The following is a 15,138-nucleotide window of genomic DNA, read 5'->3' as shown; positions in this document are numbered from 1 at the left end:
ATGCGCATCGATTCCGTGGAGCAACTGCGCGCGCATTATCCGCCCGCGCAGGGGCGGGCGCTGAGCAAGCAGCTCGACCATCTCGACCCGCATTGCGTGGCATTCATCGGCCTGTCGCCGTTCGTCGTGCTGGCGACGGGCGCGGCCACGGGGCAGCTGGACGCTTCGCCGCGCGGCGGCGCGCCCGGTTTCGTGCAGGTGCTCGATCGCCATACCCTGCTGCTGCCCGATGCCAAAGGCAATAACCGGCTCGACAGCTTCAGCAACATCGCCGAGTCGGGCAGGGCGGGGCTGCTGTTCCTGATTCCCGGCGTCGATGAAACCCTGCGCGTGAATGGCGAGGCCAGCCTCAGCGACGATGCCGCGCTGCTGGCGCACTTTGCCGGCGAGCGCAACCCGCCGCGCCTGGTCATGCGCCTGCGCGTGGCGGAAGCCTACTTGCATTGCGCCAAGGCCCTCATGCGTTCGCGCCTGTGGGATGGCGCGGCCCAGGTCGAACGCAGCGTCTTGCCGACGATGGGCCAGATGATCCAGGAGCAGACGGGCGGCACTGGCCCGGTGGAAACGCAGGAACAGATGGCCGCCCGCTATGCGCCGGACCTGTAGCGGGGGGCTTGGCAAGGGCGCGGCGCTGGCGCATACTACGATCCTGTTTTTTTAACATCCATGACAGGTCACCATGATTATTGATCACATCGGTTTAAACGTCAGCGATACGGCGGCCAGCAAGGCCTTCTTTTCAGCGGCCCTGGCGCCCCTGGGTGTTTCGGTGGTGCTGGAAGTGCAGGGCTGGGTTGGCCTGGGCAAGGACGGCAAGCCGGATTTCTGGTTCGGTGCGGGCGGCGCGCCGCATGCCGGCATGCATATCGCCTTTACTGCGGAGAACCGGGCCCAGGTGCGCGCCTTTTACGCGGCCGCGCTGGCCGCTGGCGGCAAGGATAACGGTGCGCCAGGCATCCGCGCCATCTATCACCCGAATTACTACGGCGCCTTCGTGCTGGGCCCGGACGGCCACAATATCGAAGCCGTCTGCCATGCCCCCGAGGATTGATATCGCCCCTCATCTGAAGAGTACCGCATGAAACCGGGCGCCACCCTGTATGCCGACGCTGGCGGTCGCTACGCGTACGTGAGCGACGGCTTTTCCTGGCCCGCGTTTTTCTTCGGTCCCCTGTGGGCCGTGGCCAAGCGCCGCTGGTGGCTGTTGCTGCCCATGCTGGCCATGGAGCTGTGCCTGTGGTTCGGCAGCCAGTACGCCACGCAGTTGCGCATCGGGCCGCTGATGCTGCTGATGATGAGCGCGGAACTCAGTTATCTGCTGGCGCGCGGCTGGTATGGCAACCGCTGGCTCGAGGCCTCGCTGCGCAACCATGGCTATGCGCCCGTCGTGCCGGGCGCCGGCCTGCGGTATGGATACTGACTGGCATATATTTTCCATCCTGACACTGACGCTCGGCAAGAGTGAGCCGTCCAGCCAAAACTTTCTGCGCAGCCTAGCGCACCTTTGATCCAGATCATGCCTCGCCGGCGGTGCTCACGTAGCCTTGGGACTCGCGTTGTAAAGCATCTTCCCGCCAACCGGATATGTTTTTCGCGTCTCGTGGCACAGCTTGGTCATTCTCCTTGCAGCTTGCATGGCCGGGCCGTCACACAAGCAGTTCATCCCAACCGTCATTTAATGAGGAAACTCCATGTATCCATATTCCCGTAGTGTTACTCCTGCCGCCAAAAACCACCTGGAAGCCCAACTGGCGTTCTTTAATGGCCTGTCGAAGTCGCTGTTCCAGTCGGCACAGCAATTTAATGATTTGAACATGCAACTGGCACAAGGCTTGTTGGAAGAGAGCACGATCACCAGCCAGAACTTGCTGACGGTCGAGCGCGTGGAAGATGTGTTTCAGGTCGCCGCCGCATCGGGCCAGCCTGCCGCCGAGCAACTGCGCAAATACCAGCAGCAAGTGTCGCGCCTGGCCGCCGATACGCAGGTCGAACTGGCCAACGTGGCCGAGCAGCATGTGACTGAAACGAGCCGCACGGCCAAGGCGCTGGCCGAGGAAGTGGCCCGCACGGCATCGGAAGAAACGGAGAAAAACGTGCGCAAGCAGCAGGAAGCCATGCAGCGCATCGCCGAGCCGTTCCAGGCTTACCACCAGAACGGCGCCAACCGTGACCAGCAGCGCGGTGCGCAAAGCCGCGACGGCCAGAGCCTGCAAAGCGCCAGCCACCAGGGCAGCCAGCAGTCGGCCGGCAGCGAAAGCGGCGCGGCGCAAGCCAGCAGCGCGCAAAGCAAAAGCACCAGCAGCGCCAGCCGTAAAGAGTAAGCGGGCCGCTGCCGGCGGCCTGGCCGTGCCGCCAAGGGCCGAGCCTTGGCGGCGCCGGCAAGAGCCGTTCAGCAGTGTCGGGCTTGCTTGACTGGTGCAGCGCCCGTCCCTCAGGGGGCGGGCGTTTTGTCGTCGGGGGCCAGTTGCGTTGCGGCGGCCCGCGTGACGGCGTTTGCCGGCACCGGAGTGGAAGCGCGCGTGGCCGGGATTGGCGGCGTATCCGTCGAATCCGCCGTGTCCGCCTTGCCGTGGGCATCGATGAAGGCGCTGATATCGTCGAGCGTGGGCGCCAGGCCGCGCAAGGGGCCGGCCAGGGTCGCCACCAGCGAGGCGTGGCTGACCCTGTCGAAATAGCGTTCCGTGACGGGCCGGTGCAGGGCGCGCAAGGCGCCGGCCAGGCCGCCCGTGTTGCGCTGCGGATTGACCAGTTTGTCGTGGCCCGGTGCCGGCGCGATCAGCAGGGCCGGTGGTGCCGCCCTTGTTACATGGTGGATCGGTTGCGAAGACACGGGCGTGTCCGGGTAAAAGAACACGGGGCGGGCGGTGGGGTTTTCGATCGGCAGGAAGTCGTAGGGACCGGCCAGGCCTATCCAGCCGCGCAAGTCTTGCGGGCGCATGCCGTGACGGGCCAGCAGGCTGGCGTCGAGCGCCACCATGGCCGCATTGTAGGCGCCAGCGCTATGCCCCATGACGAACAGCCGCGTCGGGTCGCCGCCATGGCGGCTCGATTCCATCGCGGCCCAGGCCACGGCGCGGGCCGCGTCCTGCAGGATGTCAGCGTAGTGTACGTCTGGATACAGGCGGTAGTCGGCGATCACGGCCAGGTAGCCGCGCGAGGCCAGCGCATGGCCGACAAAGGCATAGTCGGCGCGCTCGCCCGAAGTCCAGTTGCCGCCATAAAAAAAGACCACCACGGGCACGGGGCCGGCAGCGTTTTTGGGCGCATACACGTCGAGTTTTTGCCGCGGCAGGGGGCCGTACGCCAGGCCGCGCGTGACTTGCGAGGCGCTGCCGGACGACAGGGCATTGATGGCTGTCAAGGGTGAGCAGGCAATCAGGCCGGCAGCCAGCGGAATTGCAGCCAGCAAGCCGAGCAGGGTAGTGCGCAGGATCGTCATGCTTGCCCCTTGTTTTTATGCATTATGCTTGCAGTGTAGGCCAAGCAGGGCGTGGCATGCACGCAATTGTTGCAAAGTGGCATAGATAATTAATCAGGAGATAACATTCAGTCTTGCAGCAGCCACTTGCGGGCCGTGGCGATGACGGCGTCCGACAGCGTGCGCGTGAGCGGCGTCTGGATATCCCACGCATGCCAGATCAGCGGCACGTCGAGCGCCTGGCCTGCCGCCACGTCGATCAGCCTGCCGGCGGCCAGCGCCGTTTCCGCCTGCAGCAGGGGCACCATGCCATAGGCATAACCCGCTTCGATGAAGCGCACGAAGTCGCGCGCCGAGCCGAGCACATGGTGCGGATAGCGGCCCGTGTAGCCAAGGCGGTGCTGCAGGTAGCGTTCGTGCAGCGCATCCTTGCTGCCGAACGTGATGGCGGGCGCCTGGCTGACGGCGTCGACCGTAAATCCATGGGGAAACCATTGCTGCGCAAATGCGGGCGAAGCCACGCACAGGTAGCGCATGCCGCCCAGCGGCGTGGCCGTGGTGCCGGCCACGAGGTCGGTGGCGCTGGTGACGCAGGCAAAGACGCGGCCTTCGCGCAACTGGCTCAGCGTGTGGTCCTGGTCATCGAGGCGGATGTCGAGCAGGCACGATGGCGGCGTCAGCAGCGGCCCCAGCGCTTCCGGTATCCAGGTGGCGGCGCTGTCGGCATTGACGGCGATGGCCAGCGCCGGCAGCTGCGTGGTGGGGCCGGGCTGGGCGTCGAGCGCCGCTTCCAGCAGCTTGACTTGGCGGTAATGGGCGATCAGGCGCTGGCCCGCTTCCGTCGGCGCGGGCGGGTGGCTGCGGATGATCAGCAAGGTGCCTTCCAGGTTTTCCAGCGTGCGGATGCGCTGCGACACGGCCGGCTGGCTGATTGCCAGCGCATGCGCGGCCTTTTCAAAGCTGCCCAGGCCGATCACGGCGTCGAGGGCGGCCAATCCACGGTAGTCGACGACGCGCATAAGTTTCTCTTATATATGTTTAGAATCATTCATTATACTTATATTTACTTTTTCTTTACACTGTTGAAATAGGGTAACAACTCCACTCCGCAGCGCGGCCTGACAGGTACCGCTACACCCTCCACCTACTTCTGATGACTTTGCCATTACCGGCAGAGCGTGGGCGGCCGTGCGCGTGATGGAAAGCAATGGAAAGCAATGGAAAGGAATCGATATGGATAGCGCAATTTTCTTGAAAGGCATGGGGCTCGGAGCGAGCCTGATCGTGGCCATCGGCACGCAAAACGCATTCTTGCTCAAACAGGGCTTGAAGCGCCATTACGTGCTCACCTGCATCCTGGTGTGCCTCGTGTGCGACGCCATCCTGATCACGGCCGGCGTGGCCGGCATGGGCACGTTTATTGCCGACAACCCCAATTTCCTGCTGTGGGCCAAGGCCGGCGGCGCCACCTTCCTGATCGCCTATGGCTTGCGCGCCGCCAAATCCGCGTGGCGCCCCACGGCCATGACGGTATCGGCCGCCAAGTCGCCGGAAGGCTACTGGGCCGTGATTGGCGCGGCGCTGGCGTTCAGCCTGCTGAATCCGCACGCCTTCCTCGACACGGTCATCCTGCTGGGCTCGATCGGCGGCCAGCATGAAGGCATGGGACGCTTCTACTTTGCCGGCGGCGCCATCATGGCCTCGGCCCTGTGGTTCTTCCTGCTGGGCTTTGGCGCCCGCTACCTGGCGCCCGTGTTTGCCAAGCCCATGGCCTGGCGCGTGCTCGACGGCATCATCGCCCTCGTCATGTGGGCCATCGCCGCCTCGCTGTTCCTGTAAGCAGGACGCTTCCTGATGCGCCTCAGCGCGTCAGGAAGCCCAGCACGCGGCTGGCCAGCTTGCCATACGGCGGCCGCAGCAGTGTCAAAGGGCTGTAGCGTGCCTGGTAGAACACGGGCCGCAGCTTGCTGAACGTCTGGAAGCCTTCGACGCCGTGGTAGTGGCCCATGCCGGACTCGCCCACGCCGCCGAACGGCAAGTCGTGCTGGCCCACATGGAACAGGGCGTCGTTGACGGAAACGCCGCCCGACATCACGCGCTCGATCAGCATGTGCACGGTCTTGCCCTGGTTGCTGAAAGGATAGATGGCCAGCGGGCCCGGTCCCCCATTGATGCTGTCGATCACGCTTTCCAGCGTCGTGTAGCCGCGCACGGGCAGGATGGGGCCGAAGATTTCACGCGTCAGCAGCAGGCTGTCGGCGGGCGCATCGAGCACGATGTGGGGCGCGATCTTGCGCGTGGCGCGGTCATAGGCCGGTCCCGGCAGCAACGAAATGACTTGCGCCCCCCGCGCGCGCGCCTCGTCGAGCGCCTGCAGCAGGCGCTCGAACGATGGCGCATCGATGATGGACGTGTAATCGGGCGTATCGAGCCGCGCATAGCGCGCGGGCACGATGTCGCGCGCATGTTGCACGAAGGCGGCGATGCTGTCCTGCGGCAGCCAGGCGTGGTCGACGCTGGTGCAGATCTGCCCCGCGTTCAGGTACTTGACGAACAGGATGCGCTCGGCCGCCGTGCGCAGATTAAAGTCGGGGCAGACGATGGCCGGCGCCTTGCCGCCCAGCTCCAGTGTCACGGGACACAGATTCTGTGCCGCGGCCGCCATGACGGCGCGGCCCGTCTGGCCGGAGCCCGTAAACAGCAGGTGGTCGAATGGCAATCGAGAAAAAGCAATGCCCACGCCGCCCGTCTCTTCAAAAAACTGCAGTTTTTCCGCTGGAAAGTAGGCGGGCATGGTCTCGATCAGCAGCCGGGCCAGGTGGCGCGAATTCTCGCTCATCTTGACCATGGCGCGGTTGCCGGCGGCGAAGATGTAGGTCAAGGGCACCAGGCTCAGGTTCACGGGGAAGTTCCACGGCACGATGACGCCGACCACGCCCAGCGGCTGCGGGATCACGCGGTTGCGGGCACCGGGAAAATTGCGCCAGTCCACGGCGCGCCGCTGCGGCCGCATCCATTTCTTCAGCTGCTTGAGCACATGGTCGATGCCGTCGATGGCAGGAAAGATCTCCGCCAGCAAGGTTTCGTGTTCGGAACGGTTGCCATAGTCGGCGCTGATGGCCGCGCACAGTGCCGCCTTGTGCTCGCGGATAAACCGTTGCAATGTCAGTAAATCGCGCCTGCGCTCGGCCAGCGACGGCACCGGGTGCGCCAGATAGGCGGCACGCTGGCGCGCCAGGGTAGCGTCGAGCACGGCGTGCGCCGGGGGATCGGTCATGTGCATGGGTTTCCTCGCGTAGGCTGGCGTCGTTGGCATGGCAGGGTACTGCAATCCGGCAACGATGCGCATTTTGCAGTATTGCGGATCCAGCAATCATTGTCTATCGTCAATCGTGCGCATGCACGAGGCTTGCGCGCAATTGGCCGTAAAATGCTGGTTTGCCGATTCCACGGCATGTATTCAGGAAAGCCATGACCTCGACCACGCCAGACTCCCTGCACATCGTTTGCCCCCATTGCGACGCCGTCAACCGCCTGCCGCCAGCCCGCCTCAGCGAGCAGCCCACGTGCGGCAAGTGTCAGAAGGATTTATTCACGGGCCAGCCCGTGGACCTGGCCAGCGCCCGTTTCCTCAAGCATATCGGACGCAGCGACATCCCCGTGCTGGTGGACTTCTGGGCGCCCTGGTGCGGTCCCTGCCGCAGCATGGCGCCGTTCTATGTCCAGGCCGCCAAAGTGCTGGAGCCGGCGTTCCGCGTGGTCAAAGTCAATACGGAAGCGTCGCAAGACCTGGGCGCCCGTTTCAATATCCGCAGCATTCCCACCCTGGCCCTGTTCCGCAATGGCGTGGAAGTGGCGCGCCAGCCTGGTGCCATCGACGCCAATGCCATCATCGCCTGGGCGCGCGACAAGGCGCGCGGCTAAGCACGCAGCACGCAGGCAGGCACGCCGGGCAACCGTCGTGCTTTTTTATTTGACAATAAGTATGGCGCCATATTATATTGCGCCATATGATAAAACTCGAACAGAAATACACGGCCCTGCTGGACGACGTGCAACGTCGCGCGCCCGGCGCGGCCATGCCGGAAGCCATCGGACACCTGCGCCTGTGCTTTGAAGTGCTGGGCCTGGCGTCCGCCATCGATGGCGATTGCGCCACGCGCCTGGGCCGGCACGGCCTGTCGGAAGGCAAGTTTGTCTTGCTGTTCCTGCTGCGTGACGTGCCACAGGGGCTCTCGCCGCACGAACTGGCCGAGCGGGCCGGCGTGACGCGCGGCACCATCACGGGCTTGCTCGACGGCCTCGAGCGCGATGGCTTCCTGGCGCGCCACGCGGATCAGGCTGACCGGCGCAAGCTGCTGGTGCGTCTGAGCGCCAAGGGGGCAACGGCGGCCGCGACGCTCGTCGATGAACACGCGCAGTGGATCGCCAGCCTGTTTGCCGATTTCACGCCTGAAGAAATGCACGTGTTGAGTTCCCTGCTGGAAAAAGCCTGGCGCAAAACAGACCGGGGCGCGGCATGAGCAAAGGCGTCGCCGACATCGCGCCCGCGCGGCTGGCCCTGTTGAACGGGGGCGCGGTGGCCAGCGCCACCCTGACGGAGGGGCTGGCCATCGATTTCAGCATGCTGCTGGCGGCGGCCGTGCCCACCATCGGCGAGGACAGGCTGGCCCTGATGCGGGCGCAGGCGGGGGCAGGCATCACCAGGCGCATGGCGCTGGCGGCGCAATTGCTGCTCGATACCCGGGTGGACTTGGCGCCGCTGCAGGCGCATGCGTCCGACACGGTGCGGGGCTGGGTTTGTTTCGCCATCGCCGCCCGGCCTGACCTGGATTTGCCGCAACAGCTGGCCGCCATGCGTCCGCTGGCCGACGATGGGCACTTCGGCGTGCGCGAATGGGCCTGGCTGGCGCTGCGGCCCCGGCTGGCGGCGAGCCTGGACGAGGCCATCGCGCTGCTGGCGCCGTGGACGGCGGAGCCGTCGGAACGCCTGCGCCGCTTTGCCTGCGAAGCGCTGCGTCCGCGCGGCGTGTGGTGCGCGCATATCGCCCGGTTAAAACAGCAGCCGCAGCTGGCCTTGCCGCTGCTGCAGCCGTTGCGGGCCGACCCGGCCGTCTATGTGCAGGATTCCGTGGCGAACTGGCTCAACGATGCGGCCAAGAGCCAGCCGGAGTGGGTACGCGACCTGTGCGGGCAATGGCTGGCGGACGGCAGCAACGCCGCCACGCAGCGCATCTGCAAGCGGGCCCGGCGTTCGCTGGCCTGACGATGGATCACTCAAGGAGAAAACATGCACTATCTGCTGGAACTGTATAGCCCGAAACCGGCCTGGCTGGCCCTCGATGGCGCCGCGCGCCAGGCGTATTTCGCCGCGGTGGGCGCCGGCATGGCGGCCCTGTCGGGCAGCGGCGCCGAGGCGCTGGCCATGGGCGCCGTCGATGGCGGCAAGTTGCATGGGGCGACCCAGCAATTTTATGCCGTCTGGCGCTTGCCGCACGAGGCGGCGCTCGACGCCTTGCTGGCGGGGATCGCCGCCACGGGTTGGCATGATTATTTCGATACCATCAATGCGGCCGGCCCGGCCGTGGATTTTCCCGCCCACCTGGCGCAGCTGGCAGCGCTCTAGGTAAACGGCGCTTTGCGCCCGCATCGGGTAAAGTTTGCCGTATTGCCATAATTACCTGACTGTCATGCCGTCCAGACTGCTCCCCATCCTGCTGTTTACACTCTTGCCGCTGGCGCCGCACGCCGCCCCGGCCGCCACGCCGCAAGCCCTCGTCGCCGCGGCCCGCAGCCAGGTGGGCGTGACCGTGCGGTATGACCCGCGCTACGAGCGCCTCGCCTATCCGGGCGGCGACGTGCCCCTCGAGCGGGGCGTGTGCACGGATGTGGTGGTGCGCGCCTACCGCCAGCTGGGGCAGGACTTGCAGGTGCTCGTGCACGAGGACATGCGCAAGGCGTGGCAGGTGTACCAGCAGCAGGGGCGCTGGCAGATGAAGGGGCCGGACCGCAATATCGACCATCGCCGCGTGCCGAACCTGGGCACCTTCTTTGCGCGCCACGGCACCAGCCTGCGGCCCAGCGAGAAGGCGGGCGCTTACCGCGCCGGCGACATCGTCACGTGGCGCCTGCCGCGCAATCTCACGCATATCGGCATCGTCAGCGACAGGCAGTCGTGGAATGGCGTGCCGCTCATCATCCACAACATCGGCGAAGGGGCGCGCGAGGAAAATATCCTGTTCAGCTATCCGGTCACGGGGCATTACCGCTGGCAGGCGCGCTGAGGGGAGCGATTTCCTGCAGGATGGCCAGCACGATGGCCAGCGCCGTGTCGATATCGAGCCGGTCGATGGCGCCATAGCCGAGGAACAAGCCTTCATGGCGCGCCGGACCATGGTAAAAGCTCGACAGCGCATACAGGCTGACGTCGGCCAGGCGCGCCCGGCGCAGCAGTTCGGCGATGTCGAGCGGCGCCTGCGCCACGGCCGCCACGTGGAAGCCGGCGCTGGCCGGCACCAGGCGGAACCAGGGCGCCAGCGGGCCGTTGAACCAGTGCTGCAGCCGTTCGCGCCGTCCCGCATAGATGTCGTGGCAGCGGCGTATGTGGCGCAGCAAATGGCCATCCTGGATGAACTTGGCCAGCGCGTGCTGGCCCAGGCTGGCCGTATGGCAATCGTCCAGGTATTTCACCGTTTGCACGGCGGCCACGATGGCTTGCGGCAGCACAACATAGCCGAGCCGCAATTCCGGCAGCATGATCTTGGAAAAACTGCCCACATGGGCCACGATGCCGTAGCGGTCCATGCTTTGCAGGGAATCCTCGGGCCGGCCCTCGTAGCGGAAGGCGCTGTCGTAATCGTCCTCGATGATGATGGCGCCCAGTTGCCTGGCCCGCTCCAGCAGGGCATGGCGGCGCGCCATGCTCATCGGCATGCCGAGTGGAAACTGGTGTGCCGGCGTGACATAGATCAAGCGCGTGCCATCGGGTATCTGCTCGACGACGAGGCCGTCCTCGTCCACGGCCACGCCCGTCACGCGCGCGCCATGGCTGGCGAACACGGCGCGCGCCACGGGATAGCCGGGTTCTTCCACGGCAACCGTATCGCCCGCTTCCAGCAGGGCATGCGCCAGCAGGCTCAACGCCTGTTGCGCGCCGCTCGTCACCAGCACCTGTTCTGGCGTGCAATGGATGCCGCGGCTGAAGGCGGCGTGGCCGGCGATCGCCGTGCGCAGGGCGGGCAAGCCTTCCACGGAGCTGTAGCGGCCGCGCGCCTGGCCATCCTGGCGCAGCGCGTGCAGCACGCAGGCGCGCCATTCATCCTGCGGGAAGTGCGATGGCGTGGCGCGTCCGCCGATGAAGGCATAGCGCGCCGGGGTTTCCTGTCCCGCCCGGCGCAGGGGCAGCGGCATGGATTCCCACTGCGCGATGCGCTGCGCGCTGGCCAGCGGCGTGCTGGCGTGACGGCGCTGCGGCGAGGCATGCGGCGTCTGCACGAAACTGCCCACGCCGACCTTGCCTACCAGCAGTTTTTCATAGGCAAGCTTGTCGTACACGTCCGACACCGTCTTGCGCGACAGGCCCAGCTGGCTGGCCAGCAGGCGCGAGGGGGGCAGTTGCTGGCCATCGGCCAGGCGGCCGGAGCGGATCGCTTCGCTGAGCTGGCGATACAGCTGGCCGCCCAGGTCGCGCGTGCCGTCGATCAGGATATGTAATTCCATGGGATGTCTGCTGGTGGTCTGCCATTTTTCGGCGGGATTGGCCTGCCGCGCGCGCTGTTCGCGCTTCTACAATAGTGCATCTTTACTCTATCAAGGAATGCATCATGACACAGCCACGACTCGACTTCACACAAGCTTCGCCGGACGCCGTCAAGGCCATGTACGCGCTGGAAGCGGCGATTGCCAGGCTGGGCGTGGAACACTCGCTGCTCGAGCTGATCCGCCTGCGCGCGTCGCAAATCAACGGCTGCGCCTTTTGCGTGGACTTGCACACGAGCGACGCGCGCAAGGCCGGCGAAACGGAACGCCGCCTGTACGCCGTCTCCGTCTGGCGCGAAACGCCGTTCTTCACGCCGCGCGAGCGGGCCGTGCTGGCCTGGACGGAAGCGCTGACCCTGCTGCCGCAAAGCCAGGCGCCGGACGACGTGTACGCGGCGCTGGCCGAGCAATTGACGCCGGCGGAGATGGTCAACGTGACCCTGGCCATCGGCACCATCAATACCTGGAACCGCCTGGCCGTGGGTTTCCGCAAGATGCCCGAGTAAATCCTGTGTTCGTTCTCGAACAGACAGCTGGCTGGCCCCCGTGTAATCTGGCACGATGACTTATCAGCCAGGGAGCCGCCATGGACATACATACCGGTGACGCCGTCGACAAGACGCCGCAGCAACTTGAAGCATCGCAGGAAGAGGCGCGCCGCGCCTTCATCGCCGAACTGTGGCGGCGCTTTGAAGCCTTGCAGGAATGGGCCGTCAGCCATTGGCCGGACCAGCAAAATCCCCTCAGTTCGGCCGACTTCGTCGAGGCGCGCAAGGAAATTCTGAGTTTGCGCTCGCCGGCCGGCTCATTGAACCAGCCGGCCGCGCGCGATGGGGCCGAACCGGAGCCGGAGCAGGGCGGGGCGCAGTATGTCGACGTCACCCCCGCGCCCTGGCCTTGAGGCAATCCTCAACGAAGTCGCAGGTCGGCTTGGCGCGCAATTGCGTCATCCGACCTCACCCGCGAACCATGTTTCGGATTACGGCCCGTCAGGCCTAATCCGAGCTACGCGTCTGCCTTACCCTGGGCAAATACCCAGCACAGCAAGCTCACCACCAATCCCGCCATCACGCCATACGCCAGGTTCAGGGCGCTGTCGAACAGCAGCGGCGCCACCAGTCCCGAAACGAGCGCGAACAGCAGCATCTGGATGAACGACTGCATCGACGATGCCAGGCCGCTGTTGTTGGGGAAGTGGTTCAGGGCCATCAGGGTCATCGGCGGCATGGCGATGGACAGGGCGAACGAGTAGAAGAACAGGGGCAGCACGGCCCATGGCACTTCGGCGGCAAAGAAGTAGTTGTAGCCGATGTTGGCCAGCGCGGCCACCAGCATCAAAATAAATCCGGCCCAGATCATCTGGCGCTGGCTGTAGCGGTGGGCGATTTTCGCCGACAGGGCCGAACCGATCACCATGCCGCTGATCAGGGGAATGAACAGCCAGGCGAACGCCGTCTCCGGCAAATGCAGGATGTTGATGATGAAGTAGGCGGCCGAACCGATGTACAGGGCGAAGCCGCCAAAGGCCGCGCCGATGGCCGTCGACAGCAGCAGGAACTGGCGGTGGCACAGTACTTTCCAGTAATTGACGGCAATGTCGCCCAGGTGGAAGGCGTGGCGCTGCTCCTTCGGCAAGCTTTCCGGCAAGGCGCGCCAGACGATGACGAACATCAGCACGCCGAAGGCCGTGAGGAACCAGAAGATCCAGCGCCAGCCCAGGCCCACCTGCAGCCAGCCGCCCAGCACGGGCGCGATGGCCGGCGCCAGCGCGAAGACCATCATGATGTGCGAGAGGATTTTTTGCGCGGCGGCGCCCGAATAGCGGTCCTGCACGATGGCGCGGCCGATCACGGAGCCGGCGCCCGCCGACAGTCCCTGCAGCACGCGCCAGGCCAGCAGCCAGCCCAGCGACGGCGCCAGCGCCGCGCCCACGGAGGCGATCACGTACAGCACCAGCGAGACGAGGATCACGGGGCGGCGGCCGAACGAGTCGGACAGGGTGCCGTAAAACAGCATCATGAAGGCGAACGTGAACAGGAAAAAGCTCAGGGTTTGCTGTACCAGCAGGGGGCTGGCATTGAAATCTTGCGCGATGGCGGGGAAAGACGGCAGATAGGTGTCGATTGCAAGCGGTCCGACCATCGCCAGGCCCGCCAGGATCCATGTTAATAATTTAGTCATGTTGAAGAGTGTTTTTGTTAGTCCGTCATTTTACGCTAGTGGAGGCAATCGGGTTTGCCGACGCCCCTGCTGGCCTGGCATATGCGTTTTTCGCATATGCAAGCGTGAAATTCTTCGTTGGTGTCGCCAGTGCCGGCCGCTAAGCTGGGGCGACCCGGCCTGCGCGCCGTTTTTCCGGAAGTGAGTCCCCATGCACAGCATCTGTCCCGCAGCACCCGCCGACGACACGGTCCAGTGGAACCTGGGTCCCGTGATCCAGGCGCTGCGCACCTCGCGCGAGGAAAAGCACAAGATCCGCCATAACGGCAGGGTGCGCGAACTGCCGTCGCGCGAAGCCCTGACCACCATCGTCAACGGCTTGTCGGCGGCCCTGTTCCCCACCCATTACGGGCGGCCCAACCTGACCGATGAAAGCATCGACTACTTTGTCGGCGATACCCTGAACACCACCCTGAACCGCCTCAGCGAGCAGGTGCGGCGCGGCCTGCTGTTTTCTGCCCCGGCTCACGCCGTGCCCGCCGGCGACGAGGGCGATGCCGCCAGCGACGACGCGGCGCTGGCGCAGCAGGCGCGCGACATCACGCGCGCGTTCGCCGCCAGCCTGCCCGACATCCGCGCGCTGCTGGTGTCGGACGTGCAGGCCGCCTACGCGGGCGATCCGGCCGCCACCTCGGTGGCCGAGATCATGCTGTGCTATCCGGGCACCATCGCCATCCTGTACCACCGCCTGGCGCACCGCCTGCATGCGCTGGGTGCACCGTTCCTCGCGCGCCTGATCGCCGACATCGCGCATACCCTGACCGGCATCGACATCCACCCGGGCGCGCATATCGGCGCGTCGTTCTTCATCGACCATGGCACGGGGGTGGTGATCGGCGAGACGGCCATCATCGGCCAGCGGGTGCGCCTGTACCAGGCCGTCACCCTGGGCGCCAAGCGCTTCCCGGCAGATGCCAGCGGTGCGCTGATCAAGGGCACGCCGCGCCATCCCATCGTCGAGGACGACGTGGTGATATACGCGGGCGCGACGGTGCTGGGGCGCATCACCATCGGCGCGGGGTCGACCATCGGGGGGAATGTGTGGCTGACGCAGAGCGTGCCGCCGGAGAGCAATGTATCGCAGGCGCAGATGCGCAATGACTGAAGAGTGGCCGAGAAAACGTCCATGACAGCGTTGCAGCGCCTTGGCGTACTAGCGTACTGCCTGCGGCGCCGCGCCTTGCCCTGAACGTTTTTCGGGCACTCTTCACATGCGGGAGTGCGGGTTTTACTTCACCGTCAGCGCTTCATAGCGCGCCACGGGCACGCCATCCTTCAGCAACAGCAATTCCTGGTCGGCATAGCGGTAGCCATTGACTTCGCCCAGGGTGGTCAGCAGTTCGCGCTCGAGCTCCATGTCCTGCGGCTGGCACATCATCATGGTGCCGGCCATCTGGCCAAAGCTCAGGGTGCTGACGCCATCGCTGGTGTAGCCGCCCATCATCTGGTTGCAGCCGCTGTGGCCACCGGCGCGGCCTTCGGCCAGCAGCAGGGTCACGTCGCGCTGTTCGGGCGCCTTGCGCACGATTTTCTTGCCCTTCAATTCCTTCAGCTTCCACTGCGTGTCCGTCAGTTTCGGCGCCGGCCTGGCGGGCGAGGTGGCGCCGGGCGCCGCGGCGGCGGCATCGCTGCGCACCGGGGTTTGCGCGCAGCCGGCCGTGAAGGCGACGATGGCGGCCAGGGGAATCAGGGTGGCGATCTTGAACATGGCAATTCCTTATGAAATCAGGGGTAACAGAATG

General features: G+C 65.5%; 19 protein-coding genes. 13 read left to right on the top strand and 6 right to left on the bottom strand.

Annotation, left to right across the window (positions count from 1 at the left end; translation table 11 throughout):
• From YQ44_RS16390 to YQ44_RS16375, 4 genes are all read left to right on the top strand, one after another.
• Nucleotides 1-606 (top strand): pyridoxamine 5'-phosphate oxidase family protein, encoded by a 606-nt coding sequence (locus YQ44_RS16390; protein WP_071324303.1) that lies wholly within the window; start codon nt 1-3, stop codon nt 604-606.
• 73 nt (nt 607-679) lie between these two features.
• On the top strand, nt 680-1,051 hold the full coding sequence (locus YQ44_RS16385; RefSeq protein WP_156894883.1) for a VOC family protein: 372 nt from the start codon (nt 680-682) through the stop codon (nt 1,049-1,051).
• Between the two features lie 27 nt (nt 1,052-1,078).
• Nucleotides 1,079-1,420 carry a DUF2628 domain-containing protein gene (locus YQ44_RS16380; protein WP_071324302.1) on the top strand — a complete coding sequence of 114 codons (342 nt, stop codon included), beginning with the start codon at nt 1,079-1,081 and terminating at the stop codon, nt 1,418-1,420.
• Between the two features lie 271 nt (nt 1,421-1,691).
• Nucleotides 1,692-2,321: a phasin family protein gene (locus YQ44_RS16375; protein WP_071324301.1), complete on the top strand. Its 630-nt coding sequence runs from the start codon at nt 1,692-1,694 to the stop codon at nt 2,319-2,321.
• Nucleotides 2,322-2,431: 110 nt separating this feature from the next.
• On the opposite strand, the gene YQ44_RS16370 is transcribed toward YQ44_RS16375, so the two are convergent.
• Entirely contained in the window at nt 2,432-3,439 is a 1,008-nt protein-coding gene (locus YQ44_RS16370) for an alpha/beta hydrolase (protein WP_071324300.1), read from the bottom strand.
• 107 nt (nt 3,440-3,546) lie between these two features.
• Nucleotides 3,547-4,437 (bottom strand): LysR family transcriptional regulator ArgP, encoded by an 891-nt coding sequence (locus tag YQ44_RS16365; protein ID WP_071324299.1) that lies wholly within the window; start codon nt 4,435-4,437, stop codon nt 3,547-3,549.
• A gap of 214 nt (nt 4,438-4,651) precedes the next feature.
• Here YQ44_RS16365 and YQ44_RS16360 point away from each other — a divergent pair, with 214 nt between their 5' ends.
• Entirely contained in the window at nt 4,652-5,257 is a 606-nt protein-coding gene (locus tag YQ44_RS16360; RefSeq protein ID WP_071324298.1) for a LysE/ArgO family amino acid transporter, read from the top strand.
• A 22-nt stretch (nt 5,258-5,279) separates the two neighbouring features.
• Here YQ44_RS16360 and YQ44_RS16355 read toward each other — a convergent pair whose 3' ends face one another.
• Complete coding sequence (locus YQ44_RS16355; RefSeq protein WP_232250921.1) at nt 5,280-6,695, bottom strand: coniferyl aldehyde dehydrogenase; 1,416 nt, start codon at nt 6,693-6,695, stop codon at nt 5,280-5,282.
• 194 nt (nt 6,696-6,889) lie between these two features.
• Here YQ44_RS16355 and trxC point away from each other — a divergent pair, with 194 nt between their 5' ends.
• From trxC to YQ44_RS16330, 5 genes are all read left to right on the top strand, one after another.
• A complete protein-coding gene (gene trxC, locus YQ44_RS16350) occupies nt 6,890-7,342 on the top strand; it encodes a thioredoxin TrxC (RefSeq protein WP_071324296.1) in 453 nt (150 codons plus the stop codon).
• Nucleotides 7,343-7,431: 89 nt separating this feature from the next.
• Nucleotides 7,432-7,941, top strand: a complete 510-nt coding sequence (locus YQ44_RS16345) for a MarR family winged helix-turn-helix transcriptional regulator (RefSeq protein ID WP_198043985.1) — start codon at nt 7,432-7,434, stop codon at nt 7,939-7,941.
• Nucleotides 7,938-8,684: a HEAT repeat domain-containing protein gene (locus YQ44_RS16340; RefSeq protein WP_071324294.1), complete on the top strand. Its 747-nt coding sequence runs from the start codon at nt 7,938-7,940 to the stop codon at nt 8,682-8,684. The genes YQ44_RS16345 and YQ44_RS16340 overlap by 4 nt, the downstream gene beginning before the upstream one ends.
• Before the next feature lie 24 nt (nt 8,685-8,708).
• Complete coding sequence (locus YQ44_RS16335) at nt 8,709-9,044, top strand: DUF6616 family protein (protein ID WP_071324293.1); 336 nt, start codon at nt 8,709-8,711, stop codon at nt 9,042-9,044.
• Between the two features lie 64 nt (nt 9,045-9,108).
• On the top strand, nt 9,109-9,702 hold the full coding sequence (locus YQ44_RS16330; RefSeq protein ID WP_071324292.1) for a DUF1287 domain-containing protein: 594 nt from the start codon (nt 9,109-9,111) through the stop codon (nt 9,700-9,702).
• Here YQ44_RS16330 and pdxR read toward each other — a convergent pair.
• Complete coding sequence (gene pdxR, locus YQ44_RS16325; RefSeq protein ID WP_071324291.1) at nt 9,671-11,137, bottom strand: MocR-like pyridoxine biosynthesis transcription factor PdxR; 1,467 nt, start codon at nt 11,135-11,137, stop codon at nt 9,671-9,673. The genes YQ44_RS16330 and pdxR overlap by 32 nt on opposite strands.
• A gap of 104 nt (nt 11,138-11,241) precedes the next feature.
• Here pdxR and YQ44_RS16320 point away from each other — a divergent pair, with 104 nt between their 5' ends.
• Complete coding sequence (locus tag YQ44_RS16320) at nt 11,242-11,682, top strand: carboxymuconolactone decarboxylase family protein (RefSeq protein WP_071324290.1); 441 nt, start codon at nt 11,242-11,244, stop codon at nt 11,680-11,682.
• 80 nt (nt 11,683-11,762) lie between these two features.
• Nucleotides 11,763-12,077 (top strand): hypothetical protein, encoded by a 315-nt coding sequence (locus YQ44_RS16315; protein WP_071324289.1) that lies wholly within the window; start codon nt 11,763-11,765, stop codon nt 12,075-12,077.
• Nucleotides 12,078-12,181: 104 nt separating this feature from the next.
• Here the strand turns inward: YQ44_RS16315 and YQ44_RS16310 are convergent, their stop codons facing one another.
• Nucleotides 12,182-13,357 (bottom strand): multidrug effflux MFS transporter, encoded by a 1,176-nt coding sequence (locus tag YQ44_RS16310; protein WP_071324288.1) that lies wholly within the window; start codon nt 13,355-13,357, stop codon nt 12,182-12,184.
• Between the two features lie 190 nt (nt 13,358-13,547).
• On the opposite strand from YQ44_RS16310, the gene epsC reads away from it, so the two are divergent.
• A complete protein-coding gene (epsC, locus tag YQ44_RS16305) occupies nt 13,548-14,501 on the top strand; it encodes a serine O-acetyltransferase EpsC (protein WP_071324287.1) in 954 nt (317 codons plus the stop codon).
• A 123-nt stretch (nt 14,502-14,624) separates the two neighbouring features.
• Here the strand turns inward: epsC and YQ44_RS16300 are convergent, their stop codons facing one another.
• Complete coding sequence (locus tag YQ44_RS16300; RefSeq protein ID WP_071324286.1) at nt 14,625-15,104, bottom strand: META domain-containing protein; 480 nt, start codon at nt 15,102-15,104, stop codon at nt 14,625-14,627.
• Between the last annotated feature and the right edge of the window lie 34 nt (nt 15,105-15,138).

This window comes from Janthinobacterium sp. 1_2014MBL_MicDiv (assembly GCF_001865675.1).
Taxonomy (GTDB): domain Bacteria; phylum Pseudomonadota; class Gammaproteobacteria; order Burkholderiales; family Burkholderiaceae_D; genus Janthinobacterium.
The sequence above is the reverse complement of the archived record's forward strand: the minus strand, read 5'-3'. Positions and strand labels throughout refer to the sequence as shown.